The organism is Vibrio sp. GJ43-1, from assembly GCF_055808835.1.
On record NZ_CM147885.1, the window covers coordinates 1767901 to 1790662 of the forward strand.

Consider the following 22762-nt stretch of genomic DNA (forward strand, 5'->3'; position numbering starts at 1 on the left):
ATACTGACCTGTTTAGCGATTTACCAATACGGTAATATTACTGAATCTACTTTCTGCTCTTTGCTTCATGTCACAGTTTTATTGGCTTCCTTTGTATCCATCTTTGTATTCCAAGATCAAATACCTCGCTAACTTCCTGCCGACCTCGTCTTTATTTATTGCCATTTATGACGCTTATCATACAGCCCTAACACACATTTATATTTAAATAGCAGCATAGAAACCCTTCGAAATAACGACTATTCCGATATAGATATAGAGAAAGTGAAATTATGGAAATATACACTTATCACGATGAACTCGCGACATTTCGAGTAACGCAAGAAGCGACGATTGAAGTCAATGGTGAATATGAATGGCGTCTAGACGTTGAGCCAAAATGTACTTTACCTGCGGGGACCAAGTTTGTTATCACGGTTCAGCCCTACCAGCATCAATTGTCTGATGAATATTTACAGTGCTACGACTACTGGAAACCCAGTTATCTCTATGCATTAGCTGATGAAGAAGCTCTAGAAATTGATGTGGCAATTCACAAAGTCAAAACAGAATTTAGTCACATCAATCGCTGGAACGACTCCTCTCGTGAAGCTCACATCACCCTCATTGACGAATTCCAAACCGGACAAGCATTTTTTGTTCAGTTCGGAGGCGTCGACCGCCTGTATCTTAAAGGCGATGCGGCACCGACTCGTATCGGTATTCGCGCCTTTAACGACGACGTATGTCGCATTGAAAAGACTTTTGATATGACACTTGGCGGGTCGACAAACACACGTCGCTTAAATGTCTTCCCAGATATCACATTAACACCAGGAGCAGCAAGCGAGTTATCACTTGTTACGCCGACTATCGCCCAACAGGGAGAAAACTTTAAACTATCCATGCTGGCAGTGGACCGTTTTGAAAACCCAATTAAGGACTACACTTGCGCGCCGCTTACCATCGTGTTCACCAATTTAGACAACGATGACAAAGTTCTTGTCTCCAACGTCGAATATGGAAACGTAAACTGCGCCCTGCAACAAGGTTGTTATCTTGCCACTATTGAAGGTACCGACCTACGTGTCGCCCCTTCAGTGATTAAAGTGGTTGAGAAGATAGAACACAACATCTACTGGGGTGATACACATACTCACTCTAACCTGACGGCAAACATTCGAGATAACGACTGTGGCGCGTTCCCACGTAACGCCTACGCTTACGCTAAAGAAGTGGCGCGACTAGATTTTGTTGGCCTGTCAGAACAGACCTTTACCTTCAATGAAGATCGAACCCTCAACATTGATAAAGCCACATGGAAAACCATTGGTGAAGAATGTGATAAATTTAATCAGGAAGGCGAGTTTGTGACTTTTTGTGGCTTTGAACTGCATGGTCGCCGTGGTGATACCGTCGCACTATTTAAGCATTCTTTGTCACAAGAAAAGTACCCCGATCGTGATGTCACCATCATTCACGATATATGGGATATCTACAAAGGCCGTGAATTCATTACTATTCCGCACCTACATCGCTTTTGTAATGGTCGCAGTCCAAAGCACGTCGACAACCAAGATGCAAAATTCGAGAAAGGCTTCGACCTCGCCAACTGGGAAGCAAGTAGCGAAGATGAAACGATGATCGAAGTCTATTCCGCGCAATGGGGACGTTTTGAGTATGCGAAAAACCCGATGCTCCACAAAGCCCGTAACAATGTAAAAAATAATACGGTCGTCGACTTCTTAAACCGAGGTAAAAAATTCGGATTTGTCTCCAATAGTGATGGTCACGATGGTAATCCAGGTTATGGCGGTATTACGGGAGTGATAGCCAAGCAACACACTCGCGCGGACATTTTTGACTCGATGAAAGCTCGGCACACCATTGCCACCACACACCCTCGTATGTTCCTAAATCTTAACATCGACCAAACGACGATCGGTAATGATGCTGAGAAAGCTGACACTCATCACTTAGTCATTGAAGCCATCACGCCTGACCCAATGTCAAAAGTTGAGTTGGTAGTGGATGGAGAAGTATTCGAAAAATGGTCAGTAAACGGACATAAGTTCACCGCCGATCTGAAAGCCTGCGCATTAGGATCTAACGCGTCATATGTTTATCTACGCGTATTCCAAAAAGACCGCAATATCGGCTGGACAAGCCCAATCTGGCTCACTTAATACCCATTATGCTTTTACTCAGTAAACGTTAAAAAAGTAAGTGCCTGTGGCGCTTACTTTTTCGTAATGAGAGGCAATAAAGCAACGCTAGATAAATCGCTGATAAATTTGATTCACCGATGTAGTAAAGGCTTCGACGTCTGAGGCATCCGGTTTTGCCATCAAATCATACCTTTGTAACACCTCAATAAGTTTCCAAGGGGTAACGGTTTCACTCCCCACAATTTCAGCATGCCCTGCATGGACGGTTATTGGCTGACCTTGCGTCGAACTGTCCACCATGGATTTGGTTTGCTCGATGAGTGAGAACACGTAATCATCTTGAATACACTGTCCCTTGGCATCTTCAATTCGGCATGTATTTAGCTCATCAGTTTTAATAATGAGGTGACGGTCGAGTTGCGGTATGAGTTCACCCGGCGTTTCGATAAAATCAGCCTGTGGTGGAATATCGAGATATTTTGCGCCAGTCACGGCATAGCAAATCGCATCAACAACCCCGAGAGAAGCGATTCTTAACCAGCTGATACCGCAATGTGAAGCCGCTTCAATACCTTTAAACGGGGCAGAAATCGTCGCTATTTCTATAGGGTCGTGGGTGATTTTTTTGCCGTCAGATCGCTGGTTAGTCAACGCTCGTCGAGTGATTAAGCCCCCTTGACTATGACCTAAAACGGTGAGTTGTTGTTCACCTAATACTGGGCTAAGCGTGTTTACCGCCTCAATAAGCTCACCAGCAACATCATCCAACCTACGTCTATCGTCATATTCAAAACAAGCCGTCTGCTGCCCTAATTGCTCATAGACTTCTGACAATGCTTTAAACTGACCTTCCGATGCAAGACAGCCATGAATAATGAGTACCAAAGGTTCATTATTCTTAATTCGTAAAGGCTGGCTTGAAGTACCACACGAGCGCACGCTTTTGTCAGGAAACAGCATCGATAAGTCAACCGTCTCTGCTTGAACATTCGAAATCATGCCTACGGCTATTGCAGTGCAAGTCACCCAACTACGCCACATTCCCATGCCCCACTCCTTGGGTTAGTTTCGTTACTTATTAAAATCGTTATAGATAATTGAAGTATTCATGCCACGCTTGTCATCATAAACAAAAGTAAAGTTCGCTTCAATTTCTAGACCTTGCTGACTCTACAGATCATGAATAACTACATTTGTATCTATAGCGATTTGATCAGGTAATAGACATTTAAGGTGATCATTCGTCCGCTTATCGTCAAAAGCCAAATTTCAGATACAAAAAAACACGCATTAAAGCGTCTTATTTTCAGTTGCTTGGGAGTTAGCGCCGAAAGGAGAAGAGATTGGAGCGTGCAGCGGGAATCGAACCCGCATCATCAGCTTGGAAGGCTGAGGTAATAGCCATTATACGATGCACGCACATCGTTGGTACGAGATAGATAATGCCACAATCGCTAAGAATGAAAAGCGTTATTTTACACTTAAGTGTTTGTTTGCACGTTTTTTATTCTTAGTGCTTAACGATTGTACGTCTCATCACCTCAAAACAACAAAAACCGTGACGGGTGACACGGTTTTCCTCTCTGACCATTGTATCTATCATTATAGCCAACTTACCCAAGCCGACGATCAGAACTGATAGTGGACACCCACCATAAACACGCCAATGTCAGCGTTGCCCAGGTTCACACCGCTACCGTGTTCGAAATTAGGCATCATGTGCGTATAATCCAATCTCATGTTGACGCTATTGTTCATCGCAATGTTAACGCCAATACCAGCGTGAGTACCAAGGCCAATCGAGTAATCATTGGTACTTTCTTTACTGGGCTTACCATTCCAGCCCATCAGAAACCCAGATAACCCCAACTTGGTGTATACCGCTATATTGTCGTTAAAATAGTAAGAGAACTTAGGGGACACCGAAACAGCACCCGTGACAGAAGATAAGCCAGTAACCGAGGTGTTAGCGCCAAGCAGCTGCCCTTCTAAACCAAACCAGTCTGTAAAATGGTAGCCCGCATACACGGCCATTGCAGGACTAGAATGATTATAACGCTCACCTTCAAATGTATTTTCTATTGAATAAGTTTGCATGTTGCCCAACGCGCCGCCGACAAACGCACCCTGCTTGTCTGCCGCGAAAAGAGTAAACGACGCAATCACTAACGAGCCAGCTAACGTTACCTTCCTGGTCATTAACCAACCCCATTTAATACGTGACAACTTCGACTGAGAATCGCTTAAGACACGAAGCCCAATGCGCCTGTCACATAACGATTCTGCCGTATTGAACATCGCCAATGATGTTGGCATGATTACTTGCTCAGTCGCTTGCCTGATCTCTTGCATAGTTGCCGCCTTTCCATTGTAATAATTCATGCTATTTCGCTACTTTATCAATCACGCTAATATGTTGCTGCACAATGCGACAAACGGGTAAAATCCATGACAAGAAGTCACATACTGCGACGGTAAGTCATCCCCCTTTCTGTGCGATTATTAAGCATTTCAAATCGCCCGCAAAAATCCTCGTAAATTATTTCAATAGCGCTCGTCAAAACCACTAAGCTCTGCTACCTTTGACGCCACTTAACAACATAGTTACAACCTGAGTTCGATGCACCTATGCCTTCACCTCATACCATAAAAAAAATCGTTGAAATTGGTGATACATTACACCGCAGTGGCTGTGCTCCTTATAAAGTAGAAAAGTACGCGCAATACTATGCTCAAAAGCATGGTATCGACGTCATGGTGCAAGCAACGCCTACCGCGATTAATTATCAATTTCCCGATAAAAATAACACGGTGGTATTAAAACGACTCAAACCTGCATCCATCAACCTTGGTCTACTGGCTAATACCATCATTCGAATTAATCAACCCAGTAACGAACCCGTTCCGGAACCGATTGGTTATCCAAAGTGGGTCGTTGCATTGGCTAATATGGGCATTCCACCAGCCTACTTAATGCTCGTTGGTAGCACTTTAGAAGCCGTCGGATATTCCGTTATACTTGGTTTAATTGTTTGGCTCACTCAGTTGGTTGTGAAGGGTCGCAATTCAATCGCCGTCGAATTTGTGGCTGCACTGTTAACCGGAATTTTTGTCGCGTTTATCGCCAGCACGGGGGCAGCAATTCCCGTTTGGGCATTATGTATCGCCACTGTGGTGCTTTTTGTCCCCGGACTCTCTATTGCCAACTCATTGGAATGTCTAGCGTTTAATGATTTGGTCTCTGGTACGGCCCTATTAGGGCAAAGTGCATTAACACTGATAAAGTTGTTCATTGGCGTGATAATGGGACTCAATATTGGTGAAGCGTGGTGGGGGCAAGCGGAATCTTTGTCTTACACCAATGAAGTCCCTCTATGGCTGCACTGTTTCGGGCTACTGCTTATCTCCTCGTCTATTGGTGTGATTTTTAATGCTCGCCCAAAAGATATATTGCTAGGGTTACCCGTTGCTGTTCTTGGTATGTGGGGCCCTTTTTATCTTGGCTTTAGTAGTGGCTGGATTGTCGGTACATGGATTACAACCGTGCTCATTACGTTATACGGGACTTGGGTAGCCAAACGACTCGATCTTACCGGCTCTATTTATATCGTCCAAGGCATCATCATACTGGTCCCTGGTAGCCGAGTATTGGTCAGTGCCAGTCAGTCGGTGTTTGAACAATCGATTTTGCCGATCCCCAACATCGGTTTATCCGCATTATTTATGTTCTCCGCAATCGTTGCAGGGCAAATTACTGCTTATTCTTTATACTCCCCTAAAATAGATCGTTAGTCATACTCGGGGCCGGACTATTAGTCCAGCCCCGAGCAAACCGCTTTATATTGGTTCCAGTAAGTTTACAAATTTATTAATTTTTGGCTAAAATTTATTCTTTTATATCAAAAGGTTAAAAATTTGTTTCTTATTATCCCACGCTACTTTAATTAATCATTTTGTCAGAGAAATGAAATGTCATGTAATTGAAATCAAAAAACTAGCTTAAGTTCAAATATTCCATACAAGCTTCACTTAGAATCGTTGACTTAACTCTATAGTGGCTTATATTAATTTCTGGCTAGAAATGAAGTTACGTTGTTTACAAAAGACATTCGTTGAATTCAAAGCAATTCCTTGTCGTGTTGTACGCAATAGCAATTTACTTTTTCGCGCTATAGCTGCCGAATCGGCAAAACAAAAAAGAAAATACTAAATTTTAGGATTACACTATGTCTAACACAGTAACTGGTACCGTTAAGTGGTTCAACGAAACTAAAGGCTTTGGCTTCATTCAACAAGAGAATGGCCCTGACGTGTTCGCTCACTTCAGCAACATCAAAGCAGACGGTTTCCGCACTTTAGCTGAAGGCCAAAAAGTTGAGTTCAAAGTAACTCAAGGTCAAAAAGGTCCTCAAGCTGAAGAGATCATGCCAGTTTAATTACTGTTGATACTCCAGATACTATTAGCCAGCGCAAGCTGGCTATTTTTTTACCATTTAGGCCATTAAGCTACCAATTCTGTACCAATTTGCCATTAAGCTACGTAAGATACCCTGTCTTCTCATTAATTGTGTTGTAACCCCCTATGGCTATCAAACCGACCATCTACAAGTTCCGCGTTGCACTTACCGATATGAATCGTGACTATTACGATTCACTTAACCTAACTGTTGCATTACACCCATCAGAAACTCATTTACGAATGATGGCGCGCCTGATGGCATTTTGTTTGAACGCCTCACCTGAACTTCAGTTTACAAAAGGCCTATCCGATATCGACGAACCGGATATCTGGCAGAAAACACTCGATGACCAAACCGAAATGTGGATTGAAATTGGTGAGCCAGATGTAGAGCGCGTGAAAAAAGCGACACGCTTATCCAAGAAAACTAAAGTTTATAGCTTCAATACGAAAAGTGATGTGTGGTGGAAACAAAACCAAGGAAAGTTTGGTTACCTCAACGCCAGCGTGTATCGCTTCAATAATGAATCCATTGAAGCCTTAACAGGTTTAGTGGCTCGAACGATGGATTTATCCGTGATGATTACAGGTACGTCTTTATTCGTCGATGGTGATAACGGTTCTGTGGAAGTCCTTGTTGAGGAGCTTCAAGAGAAATGAGCCCATTAGAGACGCATCTACGCAGCCTCAATGTTGAACAGATCGCGGTGATTGCCTCTCACTCTACGCGTTTTTCTGAGCTTTGTGCTCGGGAAAATGCGCTATTTGAGCATGCTAAAGCCAATAAACCTGAAACACCTGATCTTGGTATCATGTTGGGGTTATTTACTAAGTTGAACATTGAGTCACTGACCTCATTGGACGCGCATTCTAATCAAATTCATACCATGCAGCAAAGCTTTGAAGATGAGTTAGGCAAAGATCAAGCACAAATCTTTAAGCTACCCGTTCTTGACGAGCTTATTCTGATTACTCATGTGTGGCTGTATGTACAAGGCTGCTTGGGGATGGATTACAGCTTAGCCAATGACCACGCTGCTCAAACCAGTCAGGTCATTAGCCAATTTAGTGAGAACGGCATAGATGAACAGCGGGTCGCATTCACGGAAAGCTACTATCTTGGAGTGCGTTACTTCGAAGCAAACAGACCACCAGCAACCGGATGGAAACGCTGGTTTGAAAAATGGTTTAACTAAAGGCTAAACCATTTAAATATTACTGTCACATGCCGCGGGTGCGAGCAGTCGAGATCAAGCCTATCGATTACAAATAAGCATGAGGTCCAAACACTTCATAATGAATATTTTCTCGCGATACCCCTAGCGCCTCTAACTGCTTTACAATACTTTCCATAAACACCACTGGGCCGCAAAGATAGAAATCCCCCTCTTCAAGCGGTAGTGGGTTGGCGACGTTTTTCAGATCCATTAATCCTTGATGAGTGTTTGCCTTGTTTAGCTCAAACGTTGCCGTGTTGTACCATACCTCACTTGCCCAACCTCTGCCCACTATCGCGCTGTCAGTCTCGTCGAGAAATGCATGTTGAGTTTGATTTTCACAAGCGTGTAGATAAGTGACGTGCTCTGCTTTTTCCGTTCCGGCTAACTGCTGCAATATCGCCTGCATCGGTGTACAACCCACACCAGCAGAGATCAATACAATCGAGTCTTTGCTTTTCAACGTAAAAGAAATCACCCGCAGGAGGCATTAGGTTAACTTTATCTCCAACGTTCACTTCGTCATGCAGATAATTTGAAACCAACCCCAATTGAGAGCCCTCTCCTTCTTTTTTCACTGAAATTCGGTAGTTATTATTGTTGGATGCTTGAGATAAAGAATACTGACGAATTTCAATATGTTCGCTTTGCGATGGTGTCACTTCAATGCCGATGTATTGCCCTGCTTTGTATGCAATCACAGCTTGGTTATCTTCCGGCGTCAGAACAAAGCTTGTCACCACTTCCGATTCCTTTACTTTGTCGGAAACGATGAACGAACGAGCACCAGCCCAACCGCCATTAGCCGCTTCACTTTCAAGGTACAAAGCAGACTCACGATCGATGAATATCTGGGCTAAAAATAGGTACGCAGCAGTCCAAGCCTCTTCAACCTCAGTGGTAAAAGCGTCGGGTGCCAACTCTCTCAATGTTTCAATTAGATGTAATCCAACAATTTGATAATGCTCTGCTTTAATATTGAAACTCGTATGTTTATGAGCAATACGTTCAACTGCGGAACTTAACGCCGCTAAGTTTTCGATATTTTTCGCATAGGCCGCAATAGCTTCAAACAAGGCTACGCTTTGGCGACCCGTTTTCTGGTGCGTCATATTGAAAATGTCTTTGAGTTCTGGATTATGAGAGAACATTCTTTGATAAAAATGCTGAGTAAGTGCTGGACCCGCTGATTCTAATAGTGGAATAGTACTTTTAACGATATCAATATGTTGATTAGTTAGCATTTGGACTCCCTTAAGACAATAATGGCTTACTTTAAAATGGTTGACGAGATTGACTTTCTAAATTGGACTGAGTGCTCTACTTGAATCAGAATAGACATGTTAGGCACCAGTACCGTTTATAGTTATGTATGTCACTGATTAACGATGAGTATAAGTTGAGAATCATACCGAGTTGTCGTTCAGCTAATGACTTATATAGCGCATATCTATACTGCGCATGCCTATACAGCACATACCGTGCCAACTCGTTCAACGCCCGCTATATAATGATAGTTATTACTATTTTCATTTCAATCATGTCCAAATGACCTCTTTAACATAAGTCAATTAGACACTATAATGCAATTAACACTCTCTTTAGGTGACGGTTTCCATGCAAGATTTCTCTCCATCCAATCTGGTCGAGTTGACGATAGGACTTGCCAGTAGTAGCAATGACCAACAGCGATTTGATACTCTGCTTAACACTATCCGTAAAACCATTCACTGCGATTCAGTCGCCCTGCTTTCTCAACAAGGTGACACCTTGGTCCCCCTTGCGATGCAAGGATTGTCTCGCGACACGATGGGAAGACGATTTGTCATTGCCGAGCACCCAAGGTTCTCACAAATTTGCGCCTCAACGACGCCAGTTATTTTTGATGCAGACAGTGACCTACCCGACCCTTTTGATGGCTTGCTTATTGACCACCATGGCGATTTACCGATGCACTCTTGCATGGGGCTCCCGCTGATCTTCGGTGATAAAATGTTAGGTGCACTAACCTTAGACAGCTTATCGACGAACGCATTTGACGATATCCCTCAACGAAGCCTTGATGTTTTATCCGCCATCGCTGCCTCGACACTAAAAATGGCGATGACCTTTTCTCAGCTAGAGTACCAAGCCAAACAATCCAAGCAGCTACTTGAAGAGCTCAACGTAGAAGCCTGGGAAAGAGACGGCGGGGAAATGATTGGCAACAGCGCGCCCATGCAAGCCATGAAGTCTGATATTGAAATAGTCGCCCCATCAGATTTTAATATTCTCATCCATGGTGAAACTGGCGTCGGTAAAGAGCTTGTCGCTCGTACTCTTCATCATCAATCGACACGCAGACAAAACCCGTTGGTGTACGTCAACTGCGCTGCGATCCCAGAAAATCTCATCGAAAGTGAATTATTTGGTCATGTCAAAGGTGCCTTTACTGGTGCAGACCAAAATCGTAAGGGCAAATTTGCGCTCGCTGACGGCGGCACCCTTTTTCTTGATGAAATTGGCGAGCTTCCACTCGCAGCGCAAAGTAAATTACTGCGCGCATTACAGAACAATGAAATTCAGCCTGTTGGTCGAGATGAAATTCAAAAAATAAATGTGCGTATACTGGCTGCGACTAATCGGGAGTTAAAAGAGGAAGTGGAACAAGGAAAATTTCGGGCCGACTTATATCATCGCTTAACAGTGTACCCTATTTCCGTTCCCCCCTTCGAGAACGTAACGGCGACATTGAGTTACTGACAGGCTTTTTCCTGGAACAAGCGCGGCGTAAGCTGGGCATTTCGCAATTAAAACTGAGCCCAAATGTGAGTGCATATCTCAATCGCTACAATTGGCCTGGCAATGTACGTGAACTCGAGCACGTCATCAATCGTGCAACGCTTAAGGCAAAGGCGCGTATGTTTGATAAGAAAGTGATATCAGTGAGTATTGAAGACTGCGGACAATTTGACGATGAAGCAACGCCCACTGTCACCACAAGTCATACTCAGTCTCCTATCAGTATCAACACCAACAGTGGCTTACGAGAAGCAACAGAAGAGTTCCAGAGAAAAGTCATTTCAGACGCGCTCATTCAAGCCGATTACAACTGGGCTCAAGCCAGCCGAGTACTTAAAACTGACCGCGCGAACTTAATACGGCTAGCGAAGCGACTCGGCATTACTGTCTCTAAAAACCCTCAAATTAGTCGCTTATAGATTCAGTCGCTCATAGCAGTACAGTCGCTCATAGCAATACTGTCGCTCATAACAATACAGTAAACCGCACACGCTAAAAAAGGGTTCTGTACTAAGTCGTCTTTTATACGAACGAGTCATTTCCCTTTAACCACTCTGATATCGCCCTAAGTTGGGCAAATACAATGGACAAACCGCAACATGCATTTAAACACGCCACCAAGACCCGTTAATAACCATAAAATCTACCACGCTCACGTCTATTTCGATAAAGACACCCTGCCTTTTGCTTCTAAACTGTGCCACGCTGCTTAGGTGAAAAATTCGGTCTAGAAATCGGACGAGTTCACCAAAAAACCGTGGGTCCCCACACTAAGTGGAGTTGCCAAATTTTATTCAGTAATCAATCATTCGACCTATTGGTCCCTTGGTTAGATGAACACAGAGAAGGGTTAAGCGTACTTATTCATGCTGACACAGGGGACGATATCAAAGATCATACGACCTTTGCTTATTGGTTGGGTGATGCCGTGGCCTTGAATTTTGACGCCTTCTAGCTTCAAGGCATCAAGAATCATAAGCGTTACAGTAAAGAGATGTCTGAAGCGTAAATAAAATGTTAATATCGCCTCACAATAAAAACCGCTCAACAAAGGTCGTTATGAAAGTCATTCGTATTGTTCTTGGAAAAATTATTTTGGTGCTCAATTTTGTGTTTACCCCACGTGGTGTAAAACGTTCGAGCGAAGCTCAGCAACAAGCCAACGAAAAAGCTAAAGCACTATCGCTTTATCAATTTGAAGCTTGTCCTTTTTGTGTCAAAGTTCGCCGTGAAATGAAGCGCCAGTCTGTCAATATTGAGCTCAAAGACGCTAAAAATGACAGCATTGCACGCGAGCAACTGCTAGAAGGCGGTGGTCGTGTTAAAGTGCCTTGCCTGAAAATTGAAAAAGATGGACAAGTTGAGTGGATGTACGAATCATCAGATATCGTCACCTACCTGCAAAAAGAATTCGCGTAACTTCCCCTGAGAATTTGTACATAGAGTTATTAATTTCTGAATCGTTTTTTAACGTCATCCGGCCATTAATAACTCTAGTCTTTTCCAACTCGCCACAACAATCATTACGTCGTCATTTCATCAAGGGGATCCGCTTGACGCTTTTGACTTCCTAGTACAAAGAACGCGTCTATCCAATGCAGAATAAGCACAGAGTCTTGGGGCTTATCAATTTGTTTAAAGGCATCTTTATAATGGTGGGGCGTAACAAGCTTTTTGCGTTGTTCCAGTACTTTGGTTGTGAACTCAGTACTAAACTCTGGATGCCCTTGCACTGTTAAAACATGATTGTCTTTGACTAACATGAAGTTGGGGCAAAATTCATTGCTAGCAATCACTCGAACCCCTTTCGGAACAATCGTGACTTGATCTTGGTGGCTCACTAGCAAGCGAATGGTGTCCATAAACAAATTCATCCATTTCTTTTGGGCAGTGACAAACACTTCGTAGCTACCTAACCCCCAGCCTTTGGGTGACTGTTCTACCGTTCCCCCTAACGCTCGCGCAATCACTTGATGACCGAAACAAATCCCCACTAACGGCTTACGTCTGGCTTCACACGCCCGAATCCAATCCATCAGATTGTGTATCCACGGTAGATCATCATAAGCGTTATGCACACTGCCACTGACAATAAAGCCATGATACTCGTCAAGGCTGGGTAATTCCCCATCCAGCACATTGAAGTTTACAAATTCAAACGCATGGTTTACCTCAGTTAACGATGCCTTGATCATATCGAAATATTGCCCGTGTTCACTCGAAAGCGCCTGATCGACGTAGCCACACGTTAAAATCCCTATTTTCATTTGCCACCTTTTCTTGTTGCCTACCGTAATACTATCTCTTCACGTTGTCTCTAAGACGCTCAGACAGCCCCACATCAATCTACTGGTAGAATTCCTCTATTTTTCAATATCTTCACCACGTACTCTGCCCTATCTTTTGAGTATAGAAGTGATTTCTATCAATGCCATGGGAGATGGCAGCAGCGTTAAAAAATATTGTCATTGCGTTTAAACTGCAATAATCCAATAAAAGGTGTCAACGCCTTTATGACTCTTGGCCAGTTCTTGCTAGAATGCGCTCAGATTTCATTAGAGTAGAACTCAAACCATGTACCAATTAACTTTCTCGCTCCAAGAATTTCTTTCCACTTACTGGCAGAAGAAACCCACCATAATTAAAGGTGGCTTTGCTCACTTTCAAGATCCACTTTCGCCAGAAGAGCTTGCCGGATTGACCATGGAAGAGGAAGTCGACTCTCGATTTGTGTCTAACCTCAATGATGAATGGCAGGCTGAACATGGCCCGTTCAATGAAGATAAATTTGCGTCTTTAGGGCAAAGTAATTGGTCGTTCATCGTCCAAGCCGCCAATCACTGGCATGAAGGTGCTGCGCAACTCGTTACGCCTTTCAAAGCGATGCCACAGTGGCTATTCGACGATTTAATGATTAGCTACTCGGTCAAAGACGGGGGCGTTGGTCCTCATATTGATCAGTATGATGTGTTCATCATCCAAGGTATGGGTAAGCGCCATTGGCGTGTAGGTGCCAAGGACATCGGCCAGTATACAGAAACCTGCCGTCATGAAGCACTGCGTCAGATTGAATCCTTTGACGCTGAAATCGACCAAATCTTGGAGCCAGGCGACATTCTTTATATTCCACCGGGCTTTCCTCACGATGGCTACGCACTCGAGCCGTCAATGAGCTACTCCGTTGGATTCCGTTCACCAAAAGAACAAGAACTGATTAGTAATTTTGCTGACTACATCCTAGCGAATGACTACGGCGATGTGCACATGCACAAGCCCGAGCTGAGTACACAAGATAACCACGGTGCCATTACTGCTGGTGATCTAGCGTCACTAACCGAAATGCTAACGTCGAAACTCAATGACCCACTGGCAGTGAAAGATTTTATGGCGACAATGCTGAGTCAATCTCGTCATCATTTAAACATCATTGCACCTGAGCCAAAATGGACACAAGAAGAAATGGCGCAACACTTGAGCGATTCAGGTGAGCTAACGAAAGTCGCTGGATTGCGCGCACTACACCATGAAGATGAGCCTTCTATGCTCTATGTAAATGGCGAAATGCTTAAGGTGCCAGAAGAGCTAGCACCTCTCATTATGGCGTTATGCCACAATACAACAATTCAGCTTCCAGCGCCTTGCACTAGCGCTGTGTCTTTGCTCACCGAACTGGTGAATAAGGGGTATTGGTACGCCGAGTAAGTGTGATTATCGGACTTCAAGGCCAAGATTATACTGCGCAAGGCAGCGTCCAACGTAGCTGAGCTTCAATACCGCAGCAATCAGTATGCTACTGGTATGTGAGAACACTTGAGTCGTCAGCGATAAATGATGCGCCATTGGATAGCGATAACGATGCTAAGCCCGTCGGGATAGCCGACGGGGCGAGCGTCGTTTAAGTGGTTTAAGTGGTTTAAGTGGTTTAATAATATTTGCCCGAAAAAAAGAGCGCTAGGCGCTCTTTTTTATTTAAGTCTCTATTCGACGCTCTATCAATAAAAGTAGAGATTATCAAGATAGACACTATCGCTAGTCGTTCCCCATAACGCCATACCTAATTGCGTCATATTAGTTTTGTCATATTGACTGGTCGCGCCTAATGCATCAAATGATAGTTCAACCGATATCCATTCTTCCGTGGTGAGGTTTTCCATCATAAGCAACAGTGGACCACTTTCAGACAGTAATTGGAACTGCGCTTGCGTCACTCCAGCAGTCGCATAAAAATCAAACCGTAGTCCTGTCATTTGCGATGCGTCAACTGGGCTGGCTCAGGTTCAACACCGTACTGAATACCTGTTGTTCCGCCCGCCACACCATCTGGCGTAATTTGGAATTTCGACGTTTGATTACCCAAAATTGAGATCATTGAGTGCACAGGCGGGTTCCACCACGCATCTGACCAATAAGTAACGTAGTGCGGGCTAGACAGTGAATCACTAAATAGCGCAATGACATCTTCATTGGCAACTGTTGGCACAGGGGCCGCCATGCTAGGCTGCGATGCCAACGGATTAAGCGAAAGCGTCAGGTCATTCACACTGCCAATGGCAGTTAGTACTTGTGTAATACCGTACCCATCCGCCAACGCTTTAATTTTTTGAGTACCTTGCGTTAACGTCAGAACTGCGATGCCGCTATCACTGGTTTTTACTGTATAGGGTTCATCAAACTCACCGCTAACGCCGACCAACACGTCAGCACTCGCTAAAGGAAGCCCTTGCTCATCCTTCACCAACACATTGATATCATATTGATTGGATGTACCTGAAAAGTAAAAGTTATCAACAAAGATTGCTTTTGTTTCTGCTCCCCATAGTTGAATACCAGCCATCTGCAATTGTGCCGTGTTCAACGCTGCATTGCCGTTAAGCGTCATATCTGAAAATGGAATCGCAAGCGACAACCATTGACCAGTCTGAGGATTATCCAGTGCGTATGTTGCCGAGCCATCCGTCGAGACTAATTGCAGCACCACCTTGCTAATGCCTGATTCTATATAGAGATCAACATTCCACGTATCATGATGTGATACATCAACGCTGCCGTATTCAATGCCAAATTGGATACCTGTCACGCCACCTTGGGAGCCTTCTCCTACAATTTCATAACGTGCGTAATGGTCACCATTCATGCTTTCTTCAGAATAAAATGGCGCATTCCACCAGTTCTCATTCCAGAGTGAGACAAACTTGTCTTCATTTAGGCTGTCGCTATAAATTGAAAAAACATCGGCATCAGAAACAGTCGGGATTGGCGCAGAGACCGATGGTTCACTCTTTTGTACGGTTTTATTTATCAAAGAAATATCACTGATTAACACTGATGCCTCTACCTCACTCGGAAAGGTTAAAGCAAACCAACGAAGTTGAGTCGTAGCGGGTATTGCCACCTCAAACTGTCTCCAACCATCCACCAATGCCGTGCCAGAGCTGGTAAGTAGAGTAATGCTAAAATTAGGAATATTGAAGCCTTGAACATGGACTTCAACCTTCTCAAATCCATTGGATTTTAAGTTAAAACGTGCGTAATTATACATCGAGGCATCAATGCTGTTTGCTTGCTCATTTCCCCAAGCAATACCCGCGCCTTTGCCCCAGTTAGTCCCACTACTTAATTCGAGTACTTTACTAAAGTTTTCATCAACGACTTGGTTAGACATTGTCGCCCCCGAACCCCAATCATCCCCCCAAAACTCCATATAATAGGAGTCATCGTGTTCTGAGTGGAACACATACATTTCTTCTGGTGCAGGCTCATCAACATCTTGTTCTAGTGCTATTGAAACCGTCTGGTCATTCTCTCCAAGTTGGACTGATTTTTGTTCAGAGACATACCCCGACTTTGTCGCTAATACGATGTAAGTACCTGACTCTAAATCATAATAGGCCGAGCCTTGAGCGTTAGTCGTCCTTGATTTGCCTGAAATCATCAGTGACACACCGTTGATCGGTGACTGACTGTTAGCGTCGGTTAATTGTAAAGTTAATCGCTGTGTTGCTTCTTCTTGCGGTGGCGTTGACCCACTTGGGCCGCTCTCCGTTCCATCACCTCCACCGCCACAACCGAACAATGTTGTGCATAACAGCATCGCGCCTAATTTTTTCCACATCATATTCAAGTTCCTTCTAATTACATTTAAATTAACGACGACGCTGCCTTAGTAAGGCACATCCAAATAGGCTTAATAGAATGAATAAACCGCTGCTTCCGCCCGATGAGTCAGACGAACCATGAGGCGCTTAGCTCAATATCTCCAGCGGTCATCACTTGGAATTCAATGTCATCTTGGGCAGACAAGGCTGAATTAGAGTTGTGGCGAAGCGCCACTTCGACACGGTAAGTCCCATCGTTCATTGAAGATGGATCAAAAACGAGCGTGTTATAACGAGTTTCAGGGCTAGGAAGTGCTTGAGACTGCCAAATGAGGGAATAGTCTTCTTCTGTACCATCCGCTAACTCAAGGTTTGCAATTAACGTCACGATGCCGTTTTCTGGGTCAACAAGAGACGTTACTTTACCATCTTGTTGCATCGTCAAATAAACATCCGGAAGGGAAGGGTCTGGCGATGTATTATCCGAGACAGGTGTTTGCTCATTACAATATTCAGCGCTACTGGTTTCACTCTTTTGGCAATGAGCAACGTAATCGATTTCCAACTTGGCGGTACTTAAATCAGGGTCGATATTTCCACCTAGGTTGCCACCCATTGCCAGGTTGAGTAACACAAACATGGGTTCCTTATATTGCGGGCACTGACTGACATCGTGAGCGGCAACTAAGGTATCGTTCACAAAGAAACGAATATCGTCATGTGTCCACTCCATCGCATATTGGTGCCATTCTTTGACTTGTAGACGCCCATTTGGGTAAGGGTACCGAACTTCATGGCCACAACCATTCGCATTGTAGAAATTGGTAATATAAACGTCTGGTTGATTGGCAAACCACTCCCACACATCAATTTCTCCCGCACCGGGCAAAGGCCAGTTCACACTATCGCCATCACCTTTAATCGGTTGTTCGAAAATACGATTTTCTAGCATCCAGAAAGCTTAGCCATGTCCCTGCTTCTAGATTGTGGAATCGAATTCGAGCTTCCACACGGCCGTATAAAAACTCCTGCTTATCTTTGGTATTGATGCGACCAGAAGTCCACGTCCGTTGCTGCCCACCAAGCGTCATGCAATTATGTGTTTTCTTGTGTGAAATGATCTTCAGCGTACCGTCTGATACTTCGTAATTTCGCAAATCAGAATAATCATCGGAGGTATAGCATTGCACCTCGTTGTTATAGTTGGCTTTGGTTTGTGGTGTCCATGCGCTCCAATCCACCCCACTTCCATCGAATCGGTCAATCCATTGAACCTCCCACCCAGCGTAAGCAGGCTGAGCGACCCCCATCATTATTCCCGCCAGTAATATCATTCTGTACAACATCATCGCCTCAATTTCTTCAGACAAAGTTCACTCGCACGATGGCAAATCGCCCTCATGGAAATGAACAATATTGGATAGCGGCGATAACCAAGGATTCAGCTATCGCCCATTTGAAAGCGCCCTTCAGCGCATGAAAGAATCGCTTACGCTACTCTAGCCAAGAGATATTTCTGATTTCTATATCGCTACGAGTCGGTGCACTACCACCAGATTCTGAATAGACATCTCCAATAGTAAATGGAGAGTTAACAACGCTAAGATCGGCGCTGGCTGCATTAGAGAAGTCGCTAAGGTCAATCGTATATTTGACCCAGTCCGTTGTCAGCGTGTAACCCTGTCCAGCGTTAAATCTTACCCAGTGATTCGACCCACCAGAAGCCTTCGTTTGGTAACCCAAATCAAATCCGAATCGAGCCAAGACACTTTCTCCTCCGTCAACGCCACGGATCTCAAACGTCATTTTCGTTGACTGCGTTAAGTTACTGGTTTGGTTGTTAATGCCAACACCAGCGCCCCACCCCCAATCTTTCGCCGTTGCCGGGTTAGCCGCGATAGTCAATACACCAGTGTCAGCATCCACCCCAGCCCATGCCGTGGCAGGATTATCCCAACCATAGGCAATAGCACCGTCATAAAGAACGCTTCCTAATACTCTAAATTCGCCATCTTGTGGTGGCGCCGTCACTGGCGCATATGGAGGAGGCAGCACCGAATCCATCAACGTCAGTTCATCCCCACCAAAACTGGCGCTAAAAGAAGACACGTCGCCACGGGTCAACCCGAGATCATTAAGCGTATCAACCTTATCCCATGCCAAATACTTGACGTTGCCATCAATATCAATCAATCCAAAGTGTTTTTCCGAATGGGTGGGATTGTTCGCGTCACCTTTCCACGGCTCATCAAAGGCTTGGAAATAGAACAGAGACGCACCAAATTCATTAGTAAAGTCACGCATATCGTCATAGAAGATTTTCTGTTTATACTCATCCGCGGCTTGTGTTCCACCCGCGCCAAACATTTCTGAAGACACGGAAGACCAGCCCGTTTCTCCTATGTGAATAGGCAAGCTTGCATCAATGTTATTCACAAAGGTTTGCACTTGGGCAAACTGGTCGACAGTACGGTCAAACGCTTTATCCATTGACGCGTTAATTTGCTCTTTCAGCGTTGAACTCTGAAGACTTTCTGGGACTTTCCATTGTTCAGAGAATGTTGGATCATAGTAGGTATCGTGGTGAGCATAAGAGTGCATAGAGACATAATCAACGGTTTCGATTAAGGCCTTTAGACTCGCTTGGTCACCGGTATTACCGCTTGGGTCCGTACCCGCCCACACCGCATAGTTGTCCGAAGAGGTAACCCAGATACGAGAGGTACTTTGATCATCAAATTTCCAGCTTTGTAAATCCGTCACATGATCCAAAATAATTTTTGGCACCACATGGTATTCAGCCCAATTGACCATCGCTTCATTACCCACGGCAATCACTTTGACAATTTCCGGATAGGCTAACGCGAGCTCTTTCGCTTTTGCCATTTCCAGCGCATTTTTAGGGCTTTCTTGGTCATGAATGACTTGTTGATCTGTCCAGGAATTTAGCGCTTCAATCCAAACCCCTAACATCACATACATTTCAAAACTGCTATCTTCAGCTTTCAACTCACTAATCGCTTGTAGGAGATTTTCTGTATTGCTTTTTCCATCTAACCCAATAAAGCCTTGCGTGTTATACGTTCGCAGCACTTTTATTCCCATTGCGGCTAAAATTTTCATGTCTTCTTTCTGTTGGTCGACAGTCGGTACATTGACACCTGACTCACGAACCGTGGTGCGCCATGCTCCATAAGATATAGCAAGATAATCCGGGTTACCCAATAAAGCATCGCCGTTTGCGGCGGTAGGCTGAATAAGCGGAATAGGTTGAGGGGTTAACTCTGTCGAGCCAGAGCCTCCTCCGTCAGGTGTTGAGGGCGTGGCGGTGAGTTTCTCATCGCCACATCCCGACATCGCAAGCGTTAAACCTACTAGCATTGCTGCTTTTAAACTGCATTTTTTCATTGCTTCTTCCTTGCACACTTTTGTTTTTATTTCTATCGAGGTTCATTTCATCAATTAAAAAGGCCTCTAGAACGTTAATTCCAGAGACCTTTGGGCAGTATTAATTCGCAGTAATAGAAACGTTATCGAAATATGCCGTCACTTCGCATCCTGCAACCGCGCCACACACTGGCTGTAGTAGCATAGACACGCCCCATTCAACATCCGATCCAGTAGTCACATCGAAGCTATGACTTACCCAATCATCGGTAGGCATAATAGAGAGTAACGGGTCTGTCTTAGAAACCCCTGCCGATCCTTCAGAGAACAGTAATGCATTAACAACCCCTCCATCGCTCGCCGAGCCCTTCAAATCGAAAGATACCGTTAAACTTTGACCCGCCGTGATCACACCTTCGCCAATTCGAGTTTGCTTGATGAATGGGTTTTGCGCCTCTGGGGCCACTAACTTGGCCAAATACGTTCCACCGAGTATCTTGTTCAACAGCCATGTGCGCGCCTTCCACTGCCCAGCCCTCAAAACTACCCAGCTCAAACCCACCATTCACAACTAAACCAGTATCACCGATATCCCCTACACCGTCAGTCGGCCCGTCCGGCACGACTGGCACATCTGGCTCTTGTGTGGCGCCAGTAGCAAAGAAATTGACGTTATCGATATGGAAGACAGCACCATTGCCTGTTCCCCATGCTGGAAATACCATCACCAAGTCTATGGCACTTAGATTCACGCCTTGTTTGGCGAAATCTGCCAAGTTGAAGCTAAAGTGCTGCCAATCAGACGTCGGTGCACTCGGTAAATCAACCTCAAGGGGTACGCCTTCTACACTTTCAATTTTTAACTTCCAAGCAGCGGCGCCATCCGTTGGCGGAGTCACAAGTTTAAGGTCAAGTTCTAATGTGCTTGGTCTCTGCAAGCGCGCTTGCGTCATAAGGCACACCATCCACTGCGGTATGGCCAGCATCTTGAGCATCGCTTCGAGTCGTGAACCCAAGTACGGTCGCACCCACTACTTCAAATTTCGTGACGTTACCGTATTCGCCATCCTCAACAATAGAAGGGGTTGTGCCACCACAGCAGTCCCACGCCGCCCATTTAGGGTTGGCTAAATCAGAATAAATGGTAAAAGCAGGTGTCTTTTCATCGACAGGCGGTTCCACAGGCGGCTCTACGGGTGGCGTCACTTCATCATCGGCCTCAACAAACGTCACGTCGTCCCAATAGAAAACTTTGTCTTCCGCTGCGTCTACGAGAAAATCAAAGAAGATTGATTTTTTGTCAAAGGTATAACTGTCATCAATCGAACCACTATTTAAGTCGGTGAAGTCAAACGTCAGCTTTTCCCAAGACTGCGCAACCGTTGTATAAACCAACACCTCCGCAAATTGACTGTCGTCGGCTTGGTTTTCAACTTTCAGCAAAACCAGGCACACTAGATTCCGGAGAATAAACCCACACTGATACTTTGCTGCGCTCGGCAGAAAGGGCCAGCTGAGTAGTGTCGCCCAATGTCGTACCCGCCCAATCCTCAGCAGATGCAGGCTTATCTGTTTTAATTACCACATTACTAGCGCTTGTTGGTGCAATGTCGGTATAAATTGGGTTAGTTGCATTTAACACCGTCGCGGTCCCACCAAAATCTTCCACGCTAGTGATATCTAATTTATCACCTAGGCATCAGCGTCTGGATTCGGCTCTGGCTCTGGTTCAGTTGGGGTCGACGAATTACCATCAGAGGTAAACTCAACATTATCGACACGATACACAGCCCCCGCTCCTTCTCCCCATTTGGGGAATATAAGGATGTTGTCAATGCTAGACAGATCTAAACCGCTATTAGCAAGATCAGCGAGTGTAACGGTTACATGCTGCCAGCTGTCTGTTGGCGTAGTAAGCGCGACTTCTACCGCTTCACCCTGGTTGCCATTTTCTGGTCCACCATTACTTTCTAACTTCACACTCCACGTTGTCTCACCTGGGCTGACCATCAGTTTTATGTCAAACTCTAACGTCCCTTCAAGTTCATAGGCACTCGCATCTAATGGACCACGAGCAACATCGCGTACAAAGCCCAAAACAGCTGGCGTATCCCCTACGCGAAACTCGGTTACCGTTCCGTAAGCATTCAGTTCTTCGGGATTACTCGGCGTTGTCCCGCCACAACAGTCCCATGTCGGCCAATAACTATTCAACGAATCTTTAAACACAACGAAATCACTTCCAGTTTCTGGAACTTCCGGCACATCTGGCGTTTGAGGGGTTTCATTTACCGCCAAGCTATCATCACCACAACCGACCATCGCTGCTGATAACGCTGTAACCAAAACGACATTTGCCAACTTAAACTTCTTGCTTTTTGTTCTCATCCTACATTTCCTTGGTAGTCAATAACTTCATGTATAGAGTGGTTTTGATGCACAACCTAAAAAGAAAGCGCTTTCATTAATAGCTACAATCAGCCTTACGTGAACATCGTGTGATAAATAGCAAAATGATAATCGCCAAGGTATAAAGCACTACTTTAAGGCGATAAAGCCAAACAAACCCCTTACAAAAGTAAAAAACAAAGCCAAAAGGTTAACCTTTCATCAATGCACAAAAGAAAGCGGTTTCTTAAATATTTGCTTTATTGTCTTGCTAGTTTGATTTTCATT

At 44.6% G+C, this 22762-nt stretch carries 22 protein-coding genes, 1 tRNA gene and 2 pseudogenes; 9 read left to right on the top strand and 16 right to left on the bottom strand.

The genetic code is table 11. The annotated features are described in order from the left end of the window. Positions 1-272 precede the first annotated feature (272 nt). The gene (locus AC0L66_RS25300; protein WP_473569986.1) at positions 273-2165 is read left to right on the top strand and encodes a DUF3604 domain-containing protein; all 1893 of its coding nucleotides are present in this window, start codon (positions 273-275) and stop codon (positions 2163-2165) included. A gap of 87 nt (positions 2166-2252) precedes the next feature. Here AC0L66_RS25300 and AC0L66_RS25305 read toward each other — a convergent pair whose 3' ends face one another. The 3 genes from AC0L66_RS25305 to AC0L66_RS25315 all read right to left on the bottom strand — a co-directional run bounded on the left by AC0L66_RS25305 (position 2253) and on the right by AC0L66_RS25315 (position 4499). Further along, positions 2253-3194 (bottom strand): esterase/lipase family protein, encoded by a 942-nt coding sequence (locus tag AC0L66_RS25305; protein WP_473569987.1) that lies wholly within the window; start codon positions 3192-3194, stop codon positions 2253-2255. 297 nt (positions 3195-3491) lie between these two features. After that, a tRNA-Gly gene (locus AC0L66_RS25310) sits at positions 3492-3566 on the bottom strand. A 210-nt stretch (positions 3567-3776) separates the two neighbouring features. Continuing rightward, positions 3777-4499 (bottom strand): porin family protein, encoded by a 723-nt coding sequence (locus AC0L66_RS25315; RefSeq protein WP_265674940.1) that lies wholly within the window; start codon positions 4497-4499, stop codon positions 3777-3779. A gap of 276 nt (positions 4500-4775) precedes the next feature. Between AC0L66_RS25315 and AC0L66_RS25320 the strand changes: the two genes are divergently transcribed. From AC0L66_RS25320 to AC0L66_RS25335, 4 genes are all read left to right on the top strand, one after another. After that, a complete protein-coding gene (locus AC0L66_RS25320; RefSeq protein WP_473569989.1) occupies positions 4776-5939 on the top strand; it encodes a threonine/serine exporter family protein in 1164 nt (387 codons plus the stop codon). Positions 5940-6373: 434 nt separating this feature from the next. Then, entirely contained in the window at positions 6374-6583 is a 210-nt protein-coding gene (locus tag AC0L66_RS25325; RefSeq protein WP_102469409.1) for a cold-shock protein, read from the top strand. Positions 6584-6729: 146 nt separating this feature from the next. After that, positions 6730-7266, top strand: a complete 537-nt coding sequence (locus AC0L66_RS25330) for a YaeQ family protein (RefSeq protein ID WP_265674942.1) — start codon at positions 6730-6732, stop codon at positions 7264-7266. After that, complete coding sequence (locus AC0L66_RS25335) at positions 7263-7802, top strand: hypothetical protein (RefSeq protein WP_473569991.1); 540 nt, start codon at positions 7263-7265, stop codon at positions 7800-7802. The genes AC0L66_RS25330 and AC0L66_RS25335 overlap by 4 nt, the downstream gene beginning before the upstream one ends. Positions 7803-7869: 67 nt before the next feature. Here AC0L66_RS25335 and hmpA read toward each other — a convergent pair. Continuing rightward, a pseudogene (gene hmpA, locus AC0L66_RS25340) lies at positions 7870-9067 on the bottom strand (NO-inducible flavohemoprotein). Between the two features lie 373 nt (positions 9068-9440). Here hmpA and norR point away from each other — a divergent pair. From norR to AC0L66_RS25355, 3 genes and pseudogenes are all read left to right on the top strand, one after another. Continuing rightward, positions 9441-11023: pseudogene (gene norR, locus AC0L66_RS25345) on the top strand (nitric oxide reductase transcriptional regulator NorR). Positions 11024-11361: 338 nt separating this feature from the next. After that, positions 11362-11559: a DOPA 4,5-dioxygenase family protein gene (locus AC0L66_RS25350; RefSeq protein ID WP_473570895.1), complete on the top strand. Its 198-nt coding sequence runs from the start codon at positions 11362-11364 to the stop codon at positions 11557-11559. A 104-nt stretch (positions 11560-11663) separates the two neighbouring features. Then, entirely contained in the window at positions 11664-12023 is a 360-nt protein-coding gene (locus tag AC0L66_RS25355; RefSeq protein ID WP_265674947.1) for a glutaredoxin family protein, read from the top strand. A 104-nt stretch (positions 12024-12127) separates the two neighbouring features. Here the strand turns inward: AC0L66_RS25355 and AC0L66_RS25360 are convergent, their stop codons facing one another. Continuing rightward, the gene (locus AC0L66_RS25360; protein WP_473569992.1) at positions 12128-12871 is read right to left on the bottom strand and encodes a type 1 glutamine amidotransferase; all 744 of its coding nucleotides are present in this window, start codon (positions 12869-12871) and stop codon (positions 12128-12130) included. A gap of 307 nt (positions 12872-13178) precedes the next feature. On the opposite strand from AC0L66_RS25360, the gene AC0L66_RS25365 reads away from it, so the two are divergent. Next, positions 13179-14306, top strand: coding sequence for a ribosomal protein uL16 3-hydroxylase (locus tag AC0L66_RS25365; RefSeq protein WP_473569994.1), 1128 nt, complete (start codon positions 13179-13181; stop codon positions 14304-14306). Positions 14307-14596: 290 nt separating this feature from the next. On the opposite strand, the gene AC0L66_RS25370 is transcribed toward AC0L66_RS25365, so the two are convergent. The 11 genes from AC0L66_RS25370 to AC0L66_RS25420 form a co-directional block, all read right to left on the bottom strand. Next, entirely contained in the window at positions 14597-14851 is a 255-nt protein-coding gene (locus AC0L66_RS25370) for a hypothetical protein (RefSeq protein ID WP_473569996.1), read from the bottom strand. Further along, positions 14848-16719 (bottom strand): carboxypeptidase-like regulatory domain-containing protein, encoded by a 1872-nt coding sequence (locus AC0L66_RS25375; RefSeq protein ID WP_473569997.1) that lies wholly within the window; start codon positions 16717-16719, stop codon positions 14848-14850. The genes AC0L66_RS25370 and AC0L66_RS25375 overlap by 4 nt, the downstream gene beginning before the upstream one ends. 28 nt (positions 16720-16747) lie before the next feature. Further along, positions 16748-16798, bottom strand: coding sequence for a hypothetical protein (locus AC0L66_RS25380; protein ID WP_473570897.1), 51 nt, complete (start codon positions 16796-16798; stop codon positions 16748-16750). Between the two features lie 28 nt (positions 16799-16826). Then, on the bottom strand, positions 16827-17651 hold the full coding sequence (locus tag AC0L66_RS25385) for a glycoside hydrolase family 16 protein (RefSeq protein WP_473569998.1): 825 nt from the start codon (positions 17649-17651) through the stop codon (positions 16827-16829). Next, positions 17617-18069: a glycoside hydrolase family 16 protein gene (locus tag AC0L66_RS25390; RefSeq protein WP_473570000.1), complete on the bottom strand. Its 453-nt coding sequence runs from the start codon at positions 18067-18069 to the stop codon at positions 17617-17619. The genes AC0L66_RS25385 and AC0L66_RS25390 overlap by 35 nt, the downstream gene beginning before the upstream one ends. A 124-nt stretch (positions 18070-18193) precedes the next feature. Next, complete coding sequence (locus AC0L66_RS25395) at positions 18194-20107, bottom strand: glycoside hydrolase family 17 protein (protein WP_473570002.1); 1914 nt, start codon at positions 20105-20107, stop codon at positions 18194-18196. 100 nt (positions 20108-20207) lie between these two features. Beyond that, a complete protein-coding gene (locus tag AC0L66_RS25400) occupies positions 20208-20459 on the bottom strand; it encodes a hypothetical protein (protein WP_473570003.1) in 252 nt (83 codons plus the stop codon). Then, on the bottom strand, positions 20425-21039 hold the full coding sequence (locus tag AC0L66_RS25405) for a hypothetical protein (RefSeq protein ID WP_473570005.1): 615 nt from the start codon (positions 21037-21039) through the stop codon (positions 20425-20427). Before AC0L66_RS25405 ends, AC0L66_RS25400 begins: the two co-directional genes overlap by 35 nt. Then, entirely contained in the window at positions 20996-21529 is a 534-nt protein-coding gene (locus AC0L66_RS25410; RefSeq protein WP_473570007.1) for a hypothetical protein, read from the bottom strand. Before AC0L66_RS25410 ends, AC0L66_RS25405 begins: the two co-directional genes overlap by 44 nt. After that, positions 21516-21755, bottom strand: a complete 240-nt coding sequence (locus AC0L66_RS25415; RefSeq protein ID WP_473570009.1) for a hypothetical protein — start codon at positions 21753-21755, stop codon at positions 21516-21518. Before AC0L66_RS25415 ends, AC0L66_RS25410 begins: the two co-directional genes overlap by 14 nt. 23 nt (positions 21756-21778) lie before the next feature. Continuing rightward, positions 21779-22474, bottom strand: coding sequence for a hypothetical protein (locus AC0L66_RS25420; RefSeq protein WP_473570011.1), 696 nt, complete (start codon positions 22472-22474; stop codon positions 21779-21781). Between the last annotated feature and the right edge of the window lie 288 nt (positions 22475-22762).

Excerpts from the sequence above, each read along its gene's own strand:
- AC0L66_RS25300 (WP_473569986.1), top strand. The coding sequence starts at position 273 with ATGGAAATATACACTTATCACGATGAACTCGCGACATTTCGAGTAACG.
- AC0L66_RS25305 (WP_473569987.1), bottom strand. The coding sequence starts at position 3,194 with ATGGGAATGTGGCGTAGTTGGGTGACTTGCACTGCAATAGCCGTAGGC.
- AC0L66_RS25315 (WP_265674940.1), bottom strand. The coding sequence starts at position 4,499 with ATGCAAGAGATCAGGCAAGCGACTGAGCAAGTAATCATGCCAACATCA.
- AC0L66_RS25320 (WP_473569989.1), top strand. The coding sequence starts at position 4,776 with ATGCCTTCACCTCATACCATAAAAAAAATCGTTGAAATTGGTGATACA.
- AC0L66_RS25325 (WP_102469409.1), top strand. The coding sequence starts at position 6,374 with ATGTCTAACACAGTAACTGGTACCGTTAAGTGGTTCAACGAAACTAAA.
- AC0L66_RS25330 (WP_265674942.1), top strand. The coding sequence starts at position 6,730 with ATGGCTATCAAACCGACCATCTACAAGTTCCGCGTTGCACTTACCGAT.
- AC0L66_RS25335 (WP_473569991.1), top strand. The coding sequence starts at position 7,263 with ATGAGCCCATTAGAGACGCATCTACGCAGCCTCAATGTTGAACAGATC.
- AC0L66_RS25355 (WP_265674947.1), top strand. The coding sequence starts at position 11,664 with ATGAAAGTCATTCGTATTGTTCTTGGAAAAATTATTTTGGTGCTCAAT.
- AC0L66_RS25360 (WP_473569992.1), bottom strand. The coding sequence starts at position 12,871 with ATGAAAATAGGGATTTTAACGTGTGGCTACGTCGATCAGGCGCTTTCG.
- AC0L66_RS25365 (WP_473569994.1), top strand. The coding sequence starts at position 13,179 with ATGTACCAATTAACTTTCTCGCTCCAAGAATTTCTTTCCACTTACTGG.
- AC0L66_RS25370 (WP_473569996.1), bottom strand. The coding sequence starts at position 14,851 with ATGACAGGACTACGGTTTGATTTTTATGCGACTGCTGGAGTGACGCAA.
- AC0L66_RS25375 (WP_473569997.1), bottom strand. The coding sequence starts at position 16,719 with ATGATGTGGAAAAAATTAGGCGCGATGCTGTTATGCACAACATTGTTC.
- AC0L66_RS25385 (WP_473569998.1), bottom strand. The coding sequence starts at position 17,651 with ATGCTAGAAAATCGTATTTTCGAACAACCGATTAAAGGTGATGGCGAT.
- AC0L66_RS25395 (WP_473570002.1), bottom strand. The coding sequence starts at position 20,107 with ATGAAAAAATGCAGTTTAAAAGCAGCAATGCTAGTAGGTTTAACGCTT.
- AC0L66_RS25405 (WP_473570005.1), bottom strand. The coding sequence starts at position 21,039 with ATGACGCAAGCGCGCTTGCAGAGACCAAGCACATTAGAACTTGACCTT.
- AC0L66_RS25420 (WP_473570011.1), bottom strand. The coding sequence starts at position 22,474 with ATGAGAACAAAAAGCAAGAAGTTTAAGTTGGCAAATGTCGTTTTGGTT.